This window comes from Klebsiella sp. 1SOBk5mer (assembly GCF_046603115.1).
Classification (GTDB): domain Bacteria; phylum Pseudomonadota; class Gammaproteobacteria; order Enterobacterales; family Enterobacteriaceae; genus Klebsiella; species Klebsiella quasipneumoniae.
The window spans coordinates 191,427-206,768 of the sequence record NZ_JBKIUU010000003.1 but is presented as its reverse complement, the minus strand read 5'-3'; the positions used below and the strand labels follow the sequence as shown (position 1 = coordinate 206,768).

The window sequence follows — 15,342 nt, the reverse complement described above, 5'->3', positions numbered from 1 at the left end:
GGAAAAGGGCGCTTTTCCTGCTCTGGCGGCCGGCAGGGGCCATGGATGCCTCTGCCGTGTCGTTTTCCTTTCTCTCCGCGCTTTTCACCCTCTTATAACCACCTATATTATTTTTCGTTACCGTCTATACAGTGTTGATATAAATGATATAGTGGTTATAGTTAATGCCTTTTTTATTATTAAAACGTCTTATACATCATCGCTTTCAGGATGCGTTGCGGCGCCACTATGGTCAACTGCCGGGAGGCCTGGCCTTCACCGGCGACAAGTTGCCTGAACGTAAAGTGTATTAAGCGGCTTCATTTTACGCGCAAACGGATATCAGCATGAAACTACAACAGCTTCGCTACATCGTTGAGGTGGTTAACCATAACCTGAATGTTTCATCCACCGCCGAAGGGCTTTATACCTCTCAGCCAGGCATCAGTAAGCAGGTGCGTATGCTGGAAGACGAGCTGGGCATCCAAATCTTTGCCCGCAGCGGCAAGCATTTGACTCAGGTGACGCCTGCCGGGCAGGAGATCATCCGTATTGCCCGCGAGGTGTTGTCGAAAGTCGATGCCATCAAATCTGTCGCCGGGGAGCATACCTGGCCGGACAAAGGGTCGCTGTACGTGGCGACCACCCATACCCAGGCGCGCTATGCGTTGCCCGGGGTGATCAAGGGCTTTATTGAACGCTATCCGCGGGTGTCGCTCCATATGCATCAGGGTTCGCCAACCCAGATCGCCGAAGCCGTGTCGAAAGGCAACGCCGACTTCGCCATTGCTACCGAAGCGCTGCATCTGTATGACGACCTGGTGATGCTGCCATGTTATCACTGGAACCGGTCGATCGTGGTGACGCCGGAGCATCCTCTGGCCTCCAGGGGCTCGGTATCAATAGAAGAGCTGGCGCAGTACCCGCTGGTGACCTATACCTTTGGCTTCACGGGCCGCTCCGAACTGGACACCGCGTTTAACCGTGCGGGCCTGACGCCGCGCATTGTCTTTACCGCTACCGATGCCGACGTCATTAAAACCTATGTTCGCCTGGGGCTAGGGGTTGGGGTGATTGCCAGCATGGCGGTAGATCCGGTCTCCGATCCGGACCTGGTGAAGCTGGATGCCAACGGTATTTTCAGCCACAGCACCACTAAAATAGGCTTCCGCCGTAGCACCTTCTTACGAAGCTACATGTATGATTTTATTCAACGTTTTGCACCCCATCTGACCCGGGATGTCGTGGATACCGCAGTGGCGCTACGGTCGAATGAAGATATTGAAGCGATGTTCAAAGATATAAAACTTCCGGAAAAATAACCCCGTTAAAAATAATGGCATTCCGTGTAAGGAGTGCCATTAACTATCATGGCCCTTATTTAACAACTTAAACCTCGAACCAATCACAAAATTAAGAATTTCTGATAACGCGTTTTTCATAATGCCCGTCGCGATCAAATAACCGGTCAAATATATTCCATCAGGCCTAAATTCACTGGATTAATCGTTTATCCATAATTAAGATTTATCTGTACCTGATGATTTGAGCAATTGGTGGTGACAATATGATAAGTAATATCGATTACATGAAACTGGCGATGTCATACGAAAATGACAAAACCGAAATCGATCCCGTTCTGCGTAGTCGCGTATGGGGCGTAGTGTTGGTAGGGCTGGCGATGTTCTGGAGCATCATCGCGCTCACCATCTGCAACATCTGGATTGTCAGCTAAAGCTGTAGGTCATCGTTGTAGATACATGTCATTTTTATGACAGTGAAAGGAAACTGTAATATAAAATCAGTGACCGGCAATACAGGGAGAATATATTTTGCCGCGGGATTCATCCAACCTGAAATCAATCACAAGAGCTAATCGGCCAGCAGGTAATGATTAGCTCTTTTTTTGTCCTCGTGTACTAATACAATATCGCTTAAAAGACCTCTCTGCACTATTTTGGTGCTATTTCCTCTGCGCGTAGATAATTCCCTTTAACCCCTCTCCGTCACATCAGATTTAGCAATTTGGGTTGTTATCAAAGTGTTATGCCCAGCATGTGTTATCTTTAATGGAGACCCTGAGGAGAATCGGGGTATGCCATCCCTGAGATAAAGGAGGAGCTATGTCGTCAACCCTACGAGAAGCCAGTAAGGATACGCTGCAGGTTAACGCGAAAACCTGGCATTACTACAGTCTGCCGCTGGCGGAGAAGCAGCTGGGCGATCTCAGTCGACTGCCCAAGTCGCTGAAGGTGCTGATGGAGAACCTGTTGCGCTGGCAGGACGGTGACTCGGTGACTGAAGAAGATATTCGCGCCCTTGCCGGTTGGCTGCAGCAGGCCCATGCCGACAGGGAGATTGCTTATCGTCCGGCCCGCGTCCTGATGCAGGACTTTACCGGCGTACCGGCGGTGGTGGATCTGGCCGCCATGCGCGAGGCGGTGAAACGCCTGGGCGGCGATACCGCGAAGGTGAACCCGCTGTCGCCGGTCGACCTGGTGATCGACCACTCGGTGACGGTCGACCGCTTCGGCGATGACGAAGCCTTTGAAGACAACGTCCGCCTGGAAATGGAACGTAACCACGAACGCTACGCTTTTCTGCGCTGGGGGCAGCAGGCCTTCAGCCGCTTCAGCGTGGTGCCGCCGGGCACTGGGATTTGCCACCAGGTCAACCTGGAATATCTCGGACGGGCGGTGTGGAGCGAAGAGGTGAATGGGAAGTGGATGGCGTGGCCGGATACCCTGGTGGGTACCGACTCCCATACCACCATGATTAACGGGCTCGGCGTGCTGGGCTGGGGCGTGGGCGGGATTGAAGCGGAAGCCGCCATGCTTGGCCAGCCGGTGTCGATGCTGATCCCCGATGTGGTAGGCTTTAAGCTCAGCGGCAAATTGCGCGAAGGCATTACCGCTACTGACCTGGTCCTGACGGTCACCCAGATGCTGCGCCAGCACGGCGTTGTCGGAAAATTTGTTGAGTTCTACGGTGACGGTCTGGATACCTTACCCCTGGCCGACCGCGCCACCATCGCCAATATGGCGCCAGAGTATGGCGCCACCTGCGGTTTCTTCCCGATCGATGACGTGACGCTCAGCTATATGCGCCTCAGCGGACGTAGCGAAGAACAGGTGGCGCTGGTGGAAGCCTATGCCAAAGCGCAGGGCATGTGGCGCCAGCCGGGCGATGAGCCGGTCTTTACCAGTACCCTGGCGCTGGATATGGGCAGCGTTGAAGCAAGCCTCGCCGGGCCGAAGCGGCCGCAGGATCGCGTGGCGCTCGGCGATGTGCCGAAAGCCTTTGCCGCCAGCGGCGAGCTGGAGGTTAACCACCTTCAGCGTCAGCGCCAGCCGGTGGCGTATACGCTGAACGGGCATCACTATTCGCTGCCGGATGGCGCTGTGGCCATTGCGGCGATCACGTCCTGTACCAACACCTCCAACCCCAGCGTGCTGATGGCCGCCGGCCTGCTGGCGAAAAAAGCCGTCGAACGCGGACTGCAGCCGCAGCCGTGGGTGAAAGCTTCTCTGGCCCCGGGCTCGAAAGTGGTGTCGGATTATCTGGCCCATGCCGGCCTGACGCCTTACCTCGACCAGCTCGGCTTCAATCTGGTGGGGTATGGCTGTACCACCTGTATCGGTAACTCCGGCCCGCTGCCGGAACCTATTGAAGAAGCAATCAAAAAAGGCGACCTCACCGTCGGGGCGGTGCTCTCCGGTAACCGTAACTTCGAAGGGCGTATCCACCCGCTGGTGAAAACCAACTGGCTGGCCTCGCCGCCGCTGGTGGTCGCTTACGCGCTGGCCGGGAACATGAACATCGATCTTACCCGCGAGCCGCTGGGGCAGGGCAGCGACGGCGAGCCGGTCTATCTGAGAGATATCTGGCCGAGCGGGGAGGAGATTGCCCGCGCGGTGGAACAGGTCTCCACGGAGATGTTCCGCAAAGAGTACGCGGAAGTGTTTTCCGGGACAGAGGAGTGGAAGGCGATCAAGGTGGAGGCGTCAGATACCTACGACTGGCAGGAAGATTCGACCTATATTCGCCTGTCGCCGTTCTTTGACGAGATGGGCATTGAGCCGCTGCCGGTGGAGGATATTCACGGCGCGCGGATCCTCGCCATGCTGGGCGATTCAGTGACCACCGACCACATTTCGCCGGCGGGAAGCATCAAAGCCGATAGTCCGGCAGGCCGCTATCTGCAGGAGCATGGGGTTGCCCGGCGCGACTTTAACTCCTACGGCTCCCGTCGCGGTAACCATGAGGTGATGATGCGCGGCACCTTCGCCAATATCCGCATCCGCAACGAAATGGTGCCGGGGGTGGAAGGGGGCATGACCCGCCATCTGCCGGACCGCGAACCGGTGGCGATCTACGATGCAGCGATGCTGTATAAAGCTGAGGGCATACCGCTGGCGGTGATTGCTGGTAAGGAGTATGGCTCAGGTTCCAGTCGCGACTGGGCGGCGAAGGGGCCGCGCCTGCTGGGGATCCGGGTGGTGATCGCTGAGTCCTTCGAACGTATCCACCGCTCCAACCTGATCGGGATGGGTATTCTGCCGCTGGAGTTCCCGCAGGGCGTCACCCGTAAAACGCTACAGTTGACCGGCGAAGAGCGGATTGATGTCAGTAACCTGCAGTCGCTGCAGCCCGGCGCCACGGTGCCAGTGACCCTCACCCGCGCTGACGGCTCGCAGGAGGTGATCGCCTGCCGGTGTCGTATCGACACGGCGACCGAACTCACCTACTACCGCAACGACGGCATTTTGCACTACGTCATCCGCAATATGCTGTAAAACGAAGGGCCAGCATCGCTGGCCCTCTCTTTACGCTGCCGCCGGTATTATTCCGCCGGCTTGCTGTTCAGCAGATGGCCCATCTTGGCGGCTTTGGTGTCCAGATAGTGGGCGTTTTTCGGGTTGCGCCCGACGATCAGCGGAACGCGCTCCACAATGTTAATCCCGGCTTCGCTGAGGATTTCCACTTTTTTCGGGTTGTTGGTTAATAACCGCACTTGCTCAACGTTGAGCAGCTTGAACATATCGGCGCACAGGGTGAAGTCGCGTTCATCGGCGGCGAAGCCAAGCTGATGGTTCGCTTCGACAGTGTCATAACCCTGATCCTGCAGCGCGTAGGCGCGGATCTTATTCAATAAACCAATGTTGCGACCTTCCTGACGATGATAGAGCAGGATCCCCCGGCCTTCTTCGGCGATATGCGACAGGGCCGCCTCCAGCTGAAAGCCGCAATCACAGCGCAGGCTAAACAGGGCATCGCCCGTCAGACATTCTGAATGGACGCGGGCGAGCACCGGCGACTGCCCTGAAATATCGCCGTATACCAGCGCGACATGATCCTGTCCGGTTGCCAGTTCTTCAAAACCCACCATCAGGAAATCGCCCCAGGGGGTTGGCAGTTTGGCTTCTGCCACACGTTTAAGCTGCATGTGATTCTCCAGATTCTGTCAGCACCTGAATGTGCTTTCTGTTTACCGCTATTTTGCCACAACGCCGGGACGTTCTCCTAATCACGAACGGTTAGCCGCGCGGAAAGCGCACAAACGATCTACTTTCCGCTATGATGTTCATCTACAAGGAGAAGGAGAGAAAATGCTGTTGATTGCCCGACGAACCGCTCTTGCGGCGGCGCTGCTGCTGGTCATGCCCCTCACGGTCTGGCTGTCTGGTTGGCTGTGGCAGCCAGGACTGCCGGTGGTATGGCTGAAAAGCCTCTGGTGGGTGACGGAAACGGTGACCCAGCCGTGGGGAATTATCACCCATGTTGTGCTGTGCGCCTGGTTTCTCTGGTGCCTGCGCTTTCGCCTGCGCGCGGCGCTGATCCTGTTCCTCATTCTTGCCGCCGCCATCCTGGTGGGACAGGGGACCAAATCCTGGGTCAAGGTGCGGGTTCAGGAGCCGAGACCGTTTGTCATCTGGCTGGAAAACGCCAGGCAGGTGCCGGTGACGCAATTCTACGCGTTAAAGCGCAAAGAACGCGCTAAACTGGTGCATGAGCAGCTGGCGCAGGCGCAGGACATCCCGCCGTTTTTACGCAAACACTGGCAGAAAGAGACCGGGTTTGCATTCCCGTCAGGCCATACGATGTTCGCCGCCAGCTGGGCGCTGCTCGCTGCCGGGCTGCTGTGGCCGCGTCGGCGCTGGGGCACGATCGCGGTACTGCTGGCGTGGGCGACGGCGGTGATGGGGAGTCGCCTGGCGCTCGGTATGCACTGGCCGCTGGATCTCATCGTCGCTACGCTGATCTCCTGGCTGCTGGTCACGGTGGCCTGCTGGCTGACGCAGCGTCTTTGCGGGCCGCTTTCGCCGCCGGGGGAAGAGGCGCAGGATATTAAAAAACGGATGCCTGAAGCGGAATAATGTTGATTTTAGCGGCATCCGACCGCATATCCTGTCGAGTTGCCGTGCTTTTTCGTTCCACCGCTGCGGCGAAAATGATACTTTATAGGGCTGAAAGCGGGCTTTTTACGCGCAACCCACAGAACGGGAAGTCATGTGAAATATTTACTCATTTTCTTACTGGTGTTAGCAATCTTCGTCATTTCAGTGACGCTGGGGGCGCAGAATGACCAACAGGTCACTTTCAACTATTTGCTCGCTCAGGGTGAATTCCGCATTTCGACGCTGCTGGCGGTGCTGTTCGCTGCGGGCTTTGCCATCGGCTGGCTGATCTGCGGCCTGTTCTGGCTGCGGGTGCGCGTCTCGCTGGCGCGCGCGGAGCGGAAAATTAAGCGCCTTGAGCACCAGATTGCTCCTGTCAGCCCGGCAGCTGTCGAGGCAGGCGTGCCTGCGGTGAAGGAATAACCTCTTATGCTGGAGTTGTTGTTTCTGCTTTTACCCGTTGCCGCCGCCTACGGCTGGTACATGGGGCGCAGAAGTGCACAACAGTCCAAACAGGACGACGCGAGCCGCCTGTCACGGGATTACGTGGCGGGGGTAAACTTTCTGCTTAGCAACCAGCAGGATAAAGCCGTCGATCTGTTCCTTGATATGCTGAAAGAGGATACCGGCACCGTTGAGGCCCACCTGACCCTCGGCAACCTGTTCCGCTCGCGCGGCGAGGTTGACCGCGCGATCCGTATTCACCAGAGTCTGATGGAAAGCGCGTCGCTCACCTACGACCAGCGCCTGCTGGCGGTGCAACAGCTGGGGCGCGACTATATGGCCGCCGGGCTGTATGACCGCGCGGAAGATATGTTCAAACAGCTGGTGGATGAGACCGATTTTCGCCTCGGCGCGCTGCAGCAGCTGCTGCAGATCTACCAGGCGACCAGCGACTGGCAGTCGGCTATCGAGGTGGCTGAACGGCTGGTGAAGCTGGGGAAAGAGAAGCATCGTGGCGAAATCGCCAACTTTTGGTGCGAACTGGCCCTGCAGCAGATGGCGGCCAACGATCTGGATAAGGCGATGGCGCTGTTGAAGAAAGGCGCCGCCGCGGACCGCAACAGCGCCCGGGTTTCGATCATGATGGGCCGGGTGTGGATGGAGAAGGGCGACTACGCCAAAGCGGTGGAGAGCCTCGAGCGGGTTATCGATCAGGATAAAGAGCTGGTGGGTGAGACGCTGGAGATGCTGCAGACCTGCTACCAGCAGCTCGGCAAAGCCGATGAATGGGAAGTTTTCCTGCGCCGCTGTGTGGAGGAGAACGCCGGGGCGACCGCCGAACTGATGCTGGCGCAGATCCTTGAGCAGCGGGAAGGGGTCGAAGCGGCGCAAAACTACGTGACCCGGCAGCTTGAGCGCCACCCGACCATGCGCGTTTTCCATAAGCTGATGGACTACCATCTCAACGAAGCGGAAGAAGGGCGGGCGAAAGAAAGCCTTGGGGTGCTGCGAAACATGGTCGGCGAACAGGTGCGCAGCAAACCGCGCTACCGTTGTCAAAAATGCGGCTTTACCGCTCATACTCTCTACTGGCATTGTCCGTCCTGCCGCTCCTGGGCCACCATCAAACCTATTCGCGGCCTCGACGGCCAGTAAGGTCAAAAAAAACAGACACTTTAGTTACAACATACTTATCATTTCTTTCCCGTCACCGCCTGCAGCCCCGGCAACGCCATCGTCCGCGCAGGGCAAAACAGCAGCCTGTTATTTTGTTAGCTTCACAGGTAGAATGCTGCCCGTTTACCTTTTTTGCGCCCTCTGGCGCCCATCAACACTAAGGTCTGGTCATGACGTCAACAGCTATCCCATCTTCCCGCGCTGTCACTTCCTCTCCCGTTGTGGTTGCGCTCGACTATGATAATCGCGATAAAGCGCTGGCATTTGTCGACCGCATCGACCCGCGCGACTGCCGCCTGAAGGTGGGCAAAGAGATGTTCACCCTGCTGGGACCGCAGTTTGTCCGCGATCTGCATCAGCGTGGGTTTGAGGTGTTCCTGGACCTTAAGTTTCACGATATTCCCAACACTACCGCCCGCGCGGTGGCGGCCGCTGCCGAGCTTGGCGTATGGATGGTGAATGTCCATGCCTCCGGCGGCGCGCGGATGATGACCGCGGCGCGCGAAGCGCTGCTGCCCTTTGGTCAAGACGCGCCGCTGCTCATCGCCGTCACCGTCCTCACCAGCATGGAGTCCAGCGACCTGCAGGATCTGGGCATTACCTTATCCCCGGCTGACTACGCGGCGAAGCTGGCGGCGCTGACCCAACGCTGCGGCCTCGACGGGGTGGTGTGTTCAGCTCAGGAGGCGGTACGCTTTAAGCAAGAGCTGGGGCAGGCGTTCAAGCTGGTCACCCCGGGTATCCGTCCGCAGGGCAGCGACGCTGGCGATCAGCGGCGGATCATGACTCCCGAGCAGGCTCAGGCGGCAGGGGTGGACTATATGGTTATTGGCCGCCCGGTTACCCAGTCGACCGATCCAGCCGCGACGCTGCGGGCGATCAACGATTCTCTGCGCAAGGGGGCATAATGAGCGATTCCAACAGCCGTCTGGTCTACTCCACCGAAACCGGGCGTATCGACGAGGCGAAACCGGCGCCGGTGCGCCCGAAAGGCGACGGCATTGTGCGGATCCAGCGCCAGACCAGCGGCCGCAAGGGCAAAGGCGTCTGTCTGATTAGCGGAATTGATGCCGACGATGCGGCGCTCACTGCGCTGGCGGCAGAGCTGAAGAAGAAATGCGGCTGCGGCGGCGCGGTGAAAGATGGCGTGATCGAGATCCAGGGCGACAAACGGGATTTACTGAAGTCGCTGCTCGAGGCGAAAGGGATGAAGGTGAAGTTAGCCGGCGGCTAATTGTTATTTCAACCCTAATTAATGGCCTGGTGAAATAACAAGGCCGCGGTGAATGCCGCGGCCTTGAATGTTTTAACGTGCGTAAGTCAATTCGTGTGAATTATTCTTTTATTTCGTCAGATAAATATATTATTTGCCGACCTGGTGACCAATAATACCACCGACTGCTGCGCCACCCAGGGTACCGAGTGCGCTACCGTCAGTTAACACCGCACCGCCGATGGCGCCGGCACCTGCGCCGATAGCAGTGTTACGATCGCGTTTAGACATGTTAGAGCAAGCGCTCAGAGACATTGCTACAGTGACAGCCAGAACAACAGCAGCCATTTTTTTGCTCGTTGAAGTCATCATTTTTTTCTCCTGAATAATCTATTCATGGATTACAGCGCTCCTGTAAGCATAGCCTGATAAAGCAGCTTTAGGGCAATTCCATGAAGTTAGGGTGCGCAGGTATCACGAAAATCACGCAGGTGATAGTCACTTCCTGTTATATCGCTAATAATAATTTTACTTTTTTTAAAATTTAGCGTCAGGTAAAAAGTCTTAATTACCGGCTCGGAATACTCTCAGAGCGTTAACGCGCCCGTCCGACGCTTGGCTGGGACGGGGCGGAGACACATCAGACGTAGGGTACAATATCCACTGTCAGGCCGCTGCGCAGCAACTGCTCACGGCAGTCGTACGGCAGACGATCGTCGGTGATAACACGATTGAAGCGGCCGGCTGGCCCAAGCGGATAGGGGTGCACCGCGCTGAATTTTGAGCTATCGCTGAGGATAATCGCTTCGCAGTGCTTCTCCAGAACGGCGTTAACCACGTCCGCACGCATCATATCGCGACCGGTAAAGCCGGTTTCCGCCTGCCAGCCATCGATCCCGATAAAGGCTTTACTGAAATGCACCTGCTGGATGAACTGGCGGGTCAGTGGGCCAACCATACTTTCACTGCGTTTCTGGTAAATCCCGCCCAGCAGGATCACCTCTCCCGGCGTCTCTTTCAGCAGATGGGCGATATAGCTGCTGACGGTGATGATGGTGATATCGCCGCGTTCGGCCAGGGTGCGCGCCAGCAGGGCGTTGCTGCTGCCGTTTTCGATAAATACCGTTTCGCCGGCATTCACCAGCGCCGCGGCGCGGCTGGCCAGTTCACGCTTAATGGCGAAATGGGTCATCATGCGGGTTTCGACATCTTCACTGTCCAGCGGGACGGCGTAGCCATGGGTACGGCGCAGATAGCTCTGCTTCTCCAGCAGGTTCAGATCCTGACGGATGGTGACCTCTGAAACTCCGGTCATCTTCGCCAGATCGGCGACGCTCATGCGGCCTTTATCGATGACCACTTGCAAAATACTTTGTTGTCGGGCGTTCATAGCAACATCACTGTTAGGGGGCTATACGGCGAGCAACCGGTCAGCATCGCCGGTTGCGGCATGTGGGCGATAATCAGATTTCCCAGGGCGCTTTGGGTGGTTTGTTTTGCTCGGCGTCGTCTGCCGCCAGCGCCAGCAGCTCCGCTTTGAGGATCTCCAGATTATGGATCGCAGAGTGGTAATCACCGGCAACCAGAATATCCAGCACGGTATCGATACGTTGGGCGAGCAGGTGGGCATTCACATCTGACATGGCATTATCCTGGTAACAAAAACGAATGAAATCAATGATGCTAAAAATGGGTGAAAAAGAGAAGCGAAAAAAACGCACAACCTTAATCGGCGCGACGGAAATGGCGGGACAGGGAGGAAAGAAGGAGCGGTTCCCGGAGGAACCGCTGTGATGAGACGTCAGGCAGCCGGACGAGCAATGATGCTACGAGTTTCCATGCGGACTTCAGCGATAGTGACATAGATAACATCGGTCACTTTGTAGACCACTTCTCCCTTGATCTGCACGGTGCCGTTTTCCTGGCTGCAGACCAGTTCGTCGCGCACGGCGTGAAGGAACGGGGCCGGAATAAAGGCGACCGCGCCATTGTCCACCAGACGCACGCGCATCCCGCCGCGGCTGATGTCGATGATCTCCGCCGCAAAGCGGGTATCGGTGCCGGCTTTATCGTTGAGGAAACGGGCATACAGCCAGTCGGCGACATCGCGTTCGGCCATGCGGTTGAGACGACGGCGCTCCGCCATCTGCACGGTGGCTTCATCCTGCGGGCGCGCAATGGTTTCGCCTTTGATGATGGCCTTAAGCAGACGGTGGTTGATCATGTCGCCATACTTACGGATCGGCGAGGTCCAGGTGGCGTAGGCCTCAAGACCGAGACCAAAGTGCGGGCCCGGCTCGGTGCTGATTTCAGCAAACGACTGGAAACGACGTATGCGGCTGTCGAGGAAACCGGTCGGCTGGGCGTCCAGTTCGCGGCGCAGCTTGCAGAAACCTTCCAGGGTGAGCACTTCCGTCGGATCAACGTGTACGTCGTGGGTCTTCAGCAGGGCAGCCAGCTGTTCGGTATTCGCCGGGTCGAAGCCGGTGTGGACGTTATAAACGCCGAAGCCGAGCTTGTCGCGCAGAACGCGGGCGGCACAGATGTTGGCGGCGATCATCGACTCTTCGACAATACGGTTGGCAATACGACGCGGTTCCGCGACGATGTCCAGCACTTCGCCTTTTTCGCCGAGGACGAAACGGTAATCCGGGCGGTCTTTAAACACCAGCGCGTGGGTCTGACGCCATTCGCTGCGACGCTGACACACGTCCTTCAGCAGCGTAATTTGCTGCGCGATCGCCTCGCTGCCCGGCTGCCAGCTGCCGCGGCCTTCCAGCCAGTCAGAGACGTCGTCATAGGCCAGCTTGGCTTTCGATTCGATGGTGGCGGCAAAGAACTCGATGTTGTCTTCAATGGTGCCATCGGCCGCCAGGGTCATCCGACAGGCCAGCACCGGGCGCACTTCATCGGCACGCAGGGAACACAGGTCGTCTGACAGTTCGCGCGGCAGCATCGGGATGTTGAATCCCGGCAGATAGTTGGTAAAGGCGCGTACTTTTGCGGCGTTGTCCAGCTTGCTGCCTTCGGCAATCCATGCGGTCGGGTCAGCGATCGCCACCGTCAGCAACAGTTTGCCGTCGGCGCCAGATTCGACATACAGCGCATCGTCCATATCTTCGGTGCTGGCGCTGTCAATGGTGACGAAGTCGAGGGCGGTCAAATCGCGGCGTGTCAGCCCTTCGTCAAGCATCTCGGTGGCGACGCCGTCCGGTGCCTCTTTTTCCAGATTATGGCGCGCCAGCGTCACCCACCACGGGACAAAGTGGTCGTCGCTGAAGGTGATGAACTGGGTCAGCTCCGCGTAAAATCCGCGGTCGCCTTTTAACGGATGACGGCGCATTTCAGCGACGGCCCAGTCACCCTGTTTGAAATCATGCTCAACGCCACGGGCGGCGCGGCAGGGAATGGCGTCTTTCAGCAGCGGATGGTCAGGAACGATAGCGAGGCGATCGTCTTTCTTCTGGACTTTACCGACGAAACGGGTCAGGAAAGGCTCAACCAGCGACTCCGGCTCGGCGCTTTCGCGTTCTTTTTCAGAATGGATCACCGCAACGATACGGTCGCCATGCATCACTTTTTTCATCTGCGGCGGCGGAATGAAGTAGCTCTTCTGAGCGTCCACTTCGAGGAAGCCAAAGCCCTTTTCCGTGCCCTTAACGACCCCTTCCGCGCGCGGCGTCTGGGAATGCAGTTGCTGTTTAAGCTGCGCTAGCAGCGGGTTATCCTGAAACATAATTAGGTATTTTCGTGGCTAAAAGAGCGGCTGACATTTTTACGCGATTATGCCTGTCGCAGCAAGCGCTGTTTCAGCAATTTACGTCTGCTGACGCACATTGCCGAGGGCGATTTTCAGACGATTCATCCAGCCGCACAGCCCGCTCCAGGTTAACAGATCGATCGCCTGTTCCGCTGAGAGTCCATATTCGCCGAGGGGTGTTAACTGGGCGGCGCTAAACCGGTCCGGGGAGCGGGTTAACAACTGTACCGCGGTAACGAGCGCGCGCGACTGAGGATACTGCCCAAGCCAGCGATGGAGAGCCTGATCGCCCTCCCGTAAATGGCTGACGAACGCTTCTTCACCGTGCCAGTTGGGGAGCCAGGCGTCAAAACAGGTGGCGCTGCCATTGGTGCGCGCGGTGAGTAAGGCGACCTGCGGGCCAAAGGTATCGTTGCCGCTGAGCTGGCGTAACAGCGTCTCCAGCGGCGCCATCAACTGCGGGTCGCAGGCCAGCAGCGGAGCCAGCGGGCCCAGGCCGGGCAGCGACTGCCAGCTGGCGATGCGCCGCTGGCGCTCGTCATCGGCATACTGCAGATCGGGATCTTCTATGTCGGTTTGCCACTCTCCCGGCGGGATGGCGAACAGGCCGGCGGGCGCCTCCTCTTGCTGCGGCATGCCGGGGATCCAGCGCACCGGGAAGCCCTGCGCCGCCTGCAGCACGGCAATCGCCCGCGCCTGGAAGCCGACAAAACCGATAATCTGGTTGATCAGGATAATATCCCGGCTGGTCAGGCCCACTTCGTCCAGCTGGCTGCGGGAAAGGGCGTTAATGACGGAGGGTGAACCGGCGAGCTGACGAGCGTATTGGGTGATCTGCGCCAGACGACGGTTGCTCTCGCGCGAAGAGTCGGGCCCCGGCAGGGGCGCCAGGCGGGCGGCATAGTGGTTACACAGCCGCTGGACGCCGTAGACCTGGGCGACGGTCAGCGCAGTGCTCAGGCGATCGTAGGCGGTAAAGGTTTGCAGGCGGCTTACCGGCACCTGGTCGGGAAACAGCCCCTCGGCGAGCTGGCGCGCGGGGCGTAGCCAGCCTGTATGGGCGTGTAGCCAGGCGTCCGGCAGCGTCAGGTCCAGCAAAAAGCGGTCTTCAACATGGGCGGCTTCAGGGACGAGCGGCAGGACATCCACCGGGCAGATTGTTGACTGGGTTTCGTGATACCAGTGGTTTTTGCCATTCACGCGGCGTGGCTCCATGGGCTTTCCTTGTTCGGTATGTGGCGAACCGCCGTTCCGCGGATCGTTTATGCAGAACTATCCTGGCGTAACCCGGAAGCAGGAGAAAATATTGATACGTGCTAACAAATAGCCGATTGGAATAACAGGGGGAGCGCAAGGCCTGGGAAGGGAAAACCCTCCTCACCGGGGCGAGGAGGGGAAGGAGCTTATTTCAGTTCCAGCTCGTTCATAGCGGCGATACTGAACCCGCCATCAACGTGAACGACTTCACCGGAGATACCCGCAGACAGGTTGGAGCACAGGAAGGCTGCGCTGTTACCCACGTCTTCAATGGTGACGGTGCGACGGATCGGGGTGACCGCTTCGCAGTGCGCCAGCATTTTACGGAAATCTTTGATACCGGACGCGGCCAGGGTACGGATCGGACCGGCGGAGATAGCGTTGACGCGAACGCCTTCCGGACCCATCGCGTTCGCCATATAGCGCACGTTCGCTTCCAGAGAGGCTTTCGCCAGACCCATCACGTTGTAGTTCGGGATCGCGCGCTCGGCGCCCAGGTAGGAGAGCGTCAGCAGAGCAGAATCCGGGTTCAGCATCGTGCGGCAGGCTTTAGCCATCGCCACGAAACTGTAGGCGCTGATGTCGTGCGCGATTTTGAAACCTTCGCGGGTGACCGCGTTGACGTAGTCGCCGTCTAACTGGTCAGCCGGGGCATAACCGATAGAGTGGACGAAACCATCGAATTTTGGCCAGACTTTTTCCAGCTCGGTGAACAGCGCGGTGATGCTCTCATCTTCAGCAACGTCGCACGGCAGCACAATGTCAGAACCCAGCGCGGCAGCAAACTCTTCAACGCGACCTTTCAGTTTTTCATTCTGATAGGTGAATGCCAGTTCCGCGCCTTCGCGGTGCATTGCCTGCGCAATACCGTAGGCGATGGACAGTTTGCTGGCGACGCCAGTGATCAAAATGCGCTTACCGGAAAGAAAACCCATAGCTTTAATCCTTATCGTTATTGCTTATTTTTACTTTAACAATCATAACGTTAACATTGTTATTTCAAAATAACTCAAATTTAGCCGGGAATTATATCCCACTGACGACCCCTTGTGTCACGATATTTTTCAGCCGGCCCGCGCCGCGCGGGGCAAAAGCCGATCGCGATGGCTCAAGTA

General features: G+C 57.6%; 15 protein-coding genes. 8 read left to right on the top strand and 7 right to left on the bottom strand.

Going from position 1 to position 15,342, the window contains the following annotated elements; translation table 11 throughout:
• Nucleotides 1-326 precede the first annotated feature (326 nt).
• The 3 genes from cysB (at nucleotide 327) to acnA (ending at nucleotide 4,775) form a co-directional block, all read left to right on the top strand.
• The gene (cysB, locus tag ACLH1U_RS09830; RefSeq protein WP_004203875.1) at nucleotides 327-1,301 is read left to right on the top strand and encodes an HTH-type transcriptional regulator CysB; all 975 of its coding nucleotides are present in this window, start codon (nucleotides 327-329) and stop codon (nucleotides 1,299-1,301) included.
• Nucleotides 1,302-1,546: 245 nt separating this feature from the next.
• Nucleotides 1,547-1,714, top strand: coding sequence for a YmiA family putative membrane protein (locus ACLH1U_RS09825; protein WP_002901776.1), 168 nt, complete (start codon nucleotides 1,547-1,549; stop codon nucleotides 1,712-1,714).
• Between the two features lie 388 nt (nucleotides 1,715-2,102).
• Nucleotides 2,103-4,775, top strand: a complete 2,673-nt coding sequence (acnA, locus tag ACLH1U_RS09820) for an aconitate hydratase AcnA (RefSeq protein ID WP_023289335.1) — start codon at nucleotides 2,103-2,105, stop codon at nucleotides 4,773-4,775.
• Nucleotides 4,776-4,822: 47 nt separating this feature from the next.
• On the opposite strand, the gene ribA is transcribed toward acnA, so the two are convergent.
• The gene (ribA, locus tag ACLH1U_RS09815; protein ID WP_023289336.1) at nucleotides 4,823-5,425 is read right to left on the bottom strand and encodes a GTP cyclohydrolase II; all 603 of its coding nucleotides are present in this window, start codon (nucleotides 5,423-5,425) and stop codon (nucleotides 4,823-4,825) included.
• A gap of 163 nt (nucleotides 5,426-5,588) precedes the next feature.
• Between ribA and pgpB the strand changes: the two genes are divergently transcribed.
• From pgpB to yciH, 5 genes are all read left to right on the top strand, one after another.
• The gene (gene pgpB, locus ACLH1U_RS09810) at nucleotides 5,589-6,356 is read left to right on the top strand and encodes a phosphatidylglycerophosphatase B (protein ID WP_411299225.1); all 768 of its coding nucleotides are present in this window, start codon (nucleotides 5,589-5,591) and stop codon (nucleotides 6,354-6,356) included.
• A 135-nt stretch (nucleotides 6,357-6,491) separates the two neighbouring features.
• Entirely contained in the window at nucleotides 6,492-6,800 is a 309-nt protein-coding gene (locus ACLH1U_RS09805; protein WP_023289338.1) for a LapA family protein, read from the top strand.
• A 6-nt stretch (nucleotides 6,801-6,806) separates the two neighbouring features.
• Nucleotides 6,807-7,976, top strand: a complete 1,170-nt coding sequence (gene lapB / locus ACLH1U_RS09800; RefSeq protein ID WP_004203879.1) for a lipopolysaccharide assembly protein LapB — start codon at nucleotides 6,807-6,809, stop codon at nucleotides 7,974-7,976.
• Between the two features lie 191 nt (nucleotides 7,977-8,167).
• Complete coding sequence (gene pyrF, locus ACLH1U_RS09795) at nucleotides 8,168-8,905, top strand: orotidine-5'-phosphate decarboxylase (RefSeq protein WP_023289339.1); 738 nt, start codon at nucleotides 8,168-8,170, stop codon at nucleotides 8,903-8,905.
• Nucleotides 8,905-9,231, top strand: coding sequence for a stress response translation initiation inhibitor YciH (gene yciH, locus ACLH1U_RS09790; protein ID WP_002901782.1), 327 nt, complete (start codon nucleotides 8,905-8,907; stop codon nucleotides 9,229-9,231). The genes pyrF and yciH overlap by 1 nt, the downstream gene beginning before the upstream one ends.
• Before the next feature lie 129 nt (nucleotides 9,232-9,360).
• Here the strand turns inward: yciH and osmB are convergent, their stop codons facing one another.
• From osmB to fabI, 6 genes are all read right to left on the bottom strand, one after another.
• A complete protein-coding gene (gene osmB, locus ACLH1U_RS09785; protein WP_002901783.1) occupies nucleotides 9,361-9,579 on the bottom strand; it encodes an osmotically-inducible lipoprotein OsmB in 219 nt (72 codons plus the stop codon).
• A 271-nt stretch (nucleotides 9,580-9,850) separates the two neighbouring features.
• A complete protein-coding gene (locus ACLH1U_RS09780; protein ID WP_411299224.1) occupies nucleotides 9,851-10,600 on the bottom strand; it encodes a DNA-binding transcriptional regulator YciT in 750 nt (249 codons plus the stop codon).
• Between the two features lie 73 nt (nucleotides 10,601-10,673).
• Entirely contained in the window at nucleotides 10,674-10,853 is a 180-nt protein-coding gene (locus tag ACLH1U_RS09775; RefSeq protein ID WP_004203883.1) for a hypothetical protein, read from the bottom strand.
• Nucleotides 10,854-11,011: 158 nt separating this feature from the next.
• Complete coding sequence (locus tag ACLH1U_RS09770; RefSeq protein ID WP_411299223.1) at nucleotides 11,012-12,946, bottom strand: exoribonuclease II; 1,935 nt, start codon at nucleotides 12,944-12,946, stop codon at nucleotides 11,012-11,014.
• An 81-nt stretch (nucleotides 12,947-13,027) separates the two neighbouring features.
• A complete protein-coding gene (locus ACLH1U_RS09765; protein ID WP_411299222.1) occupies nucleotides 13,028-14,185 on the bottom strand; it encodes a CMD domain-containing protein in 1,158 nt (385 codons plus the stop codon).
• 188 nt (nucleotides 14,186-14,373) lie between these two features.
• The gene (gene fabI, locus ACLH1U_RS09760) at nucleotides 14,374-15,162 is read right to left on the bottom strand and encodes an enoyl-ACP reductase FabI (RefSeq protein ID WP_023289343.1); all 789 of its coding nucleotides are present in this window, start codon (nucleotides 15,160-15,162) and stop codon (nucleotides 14,374-14,376) included.
• Between the last annotated feature and the right edge of the window lie 180 nt (nucleotides 15,163-15,342).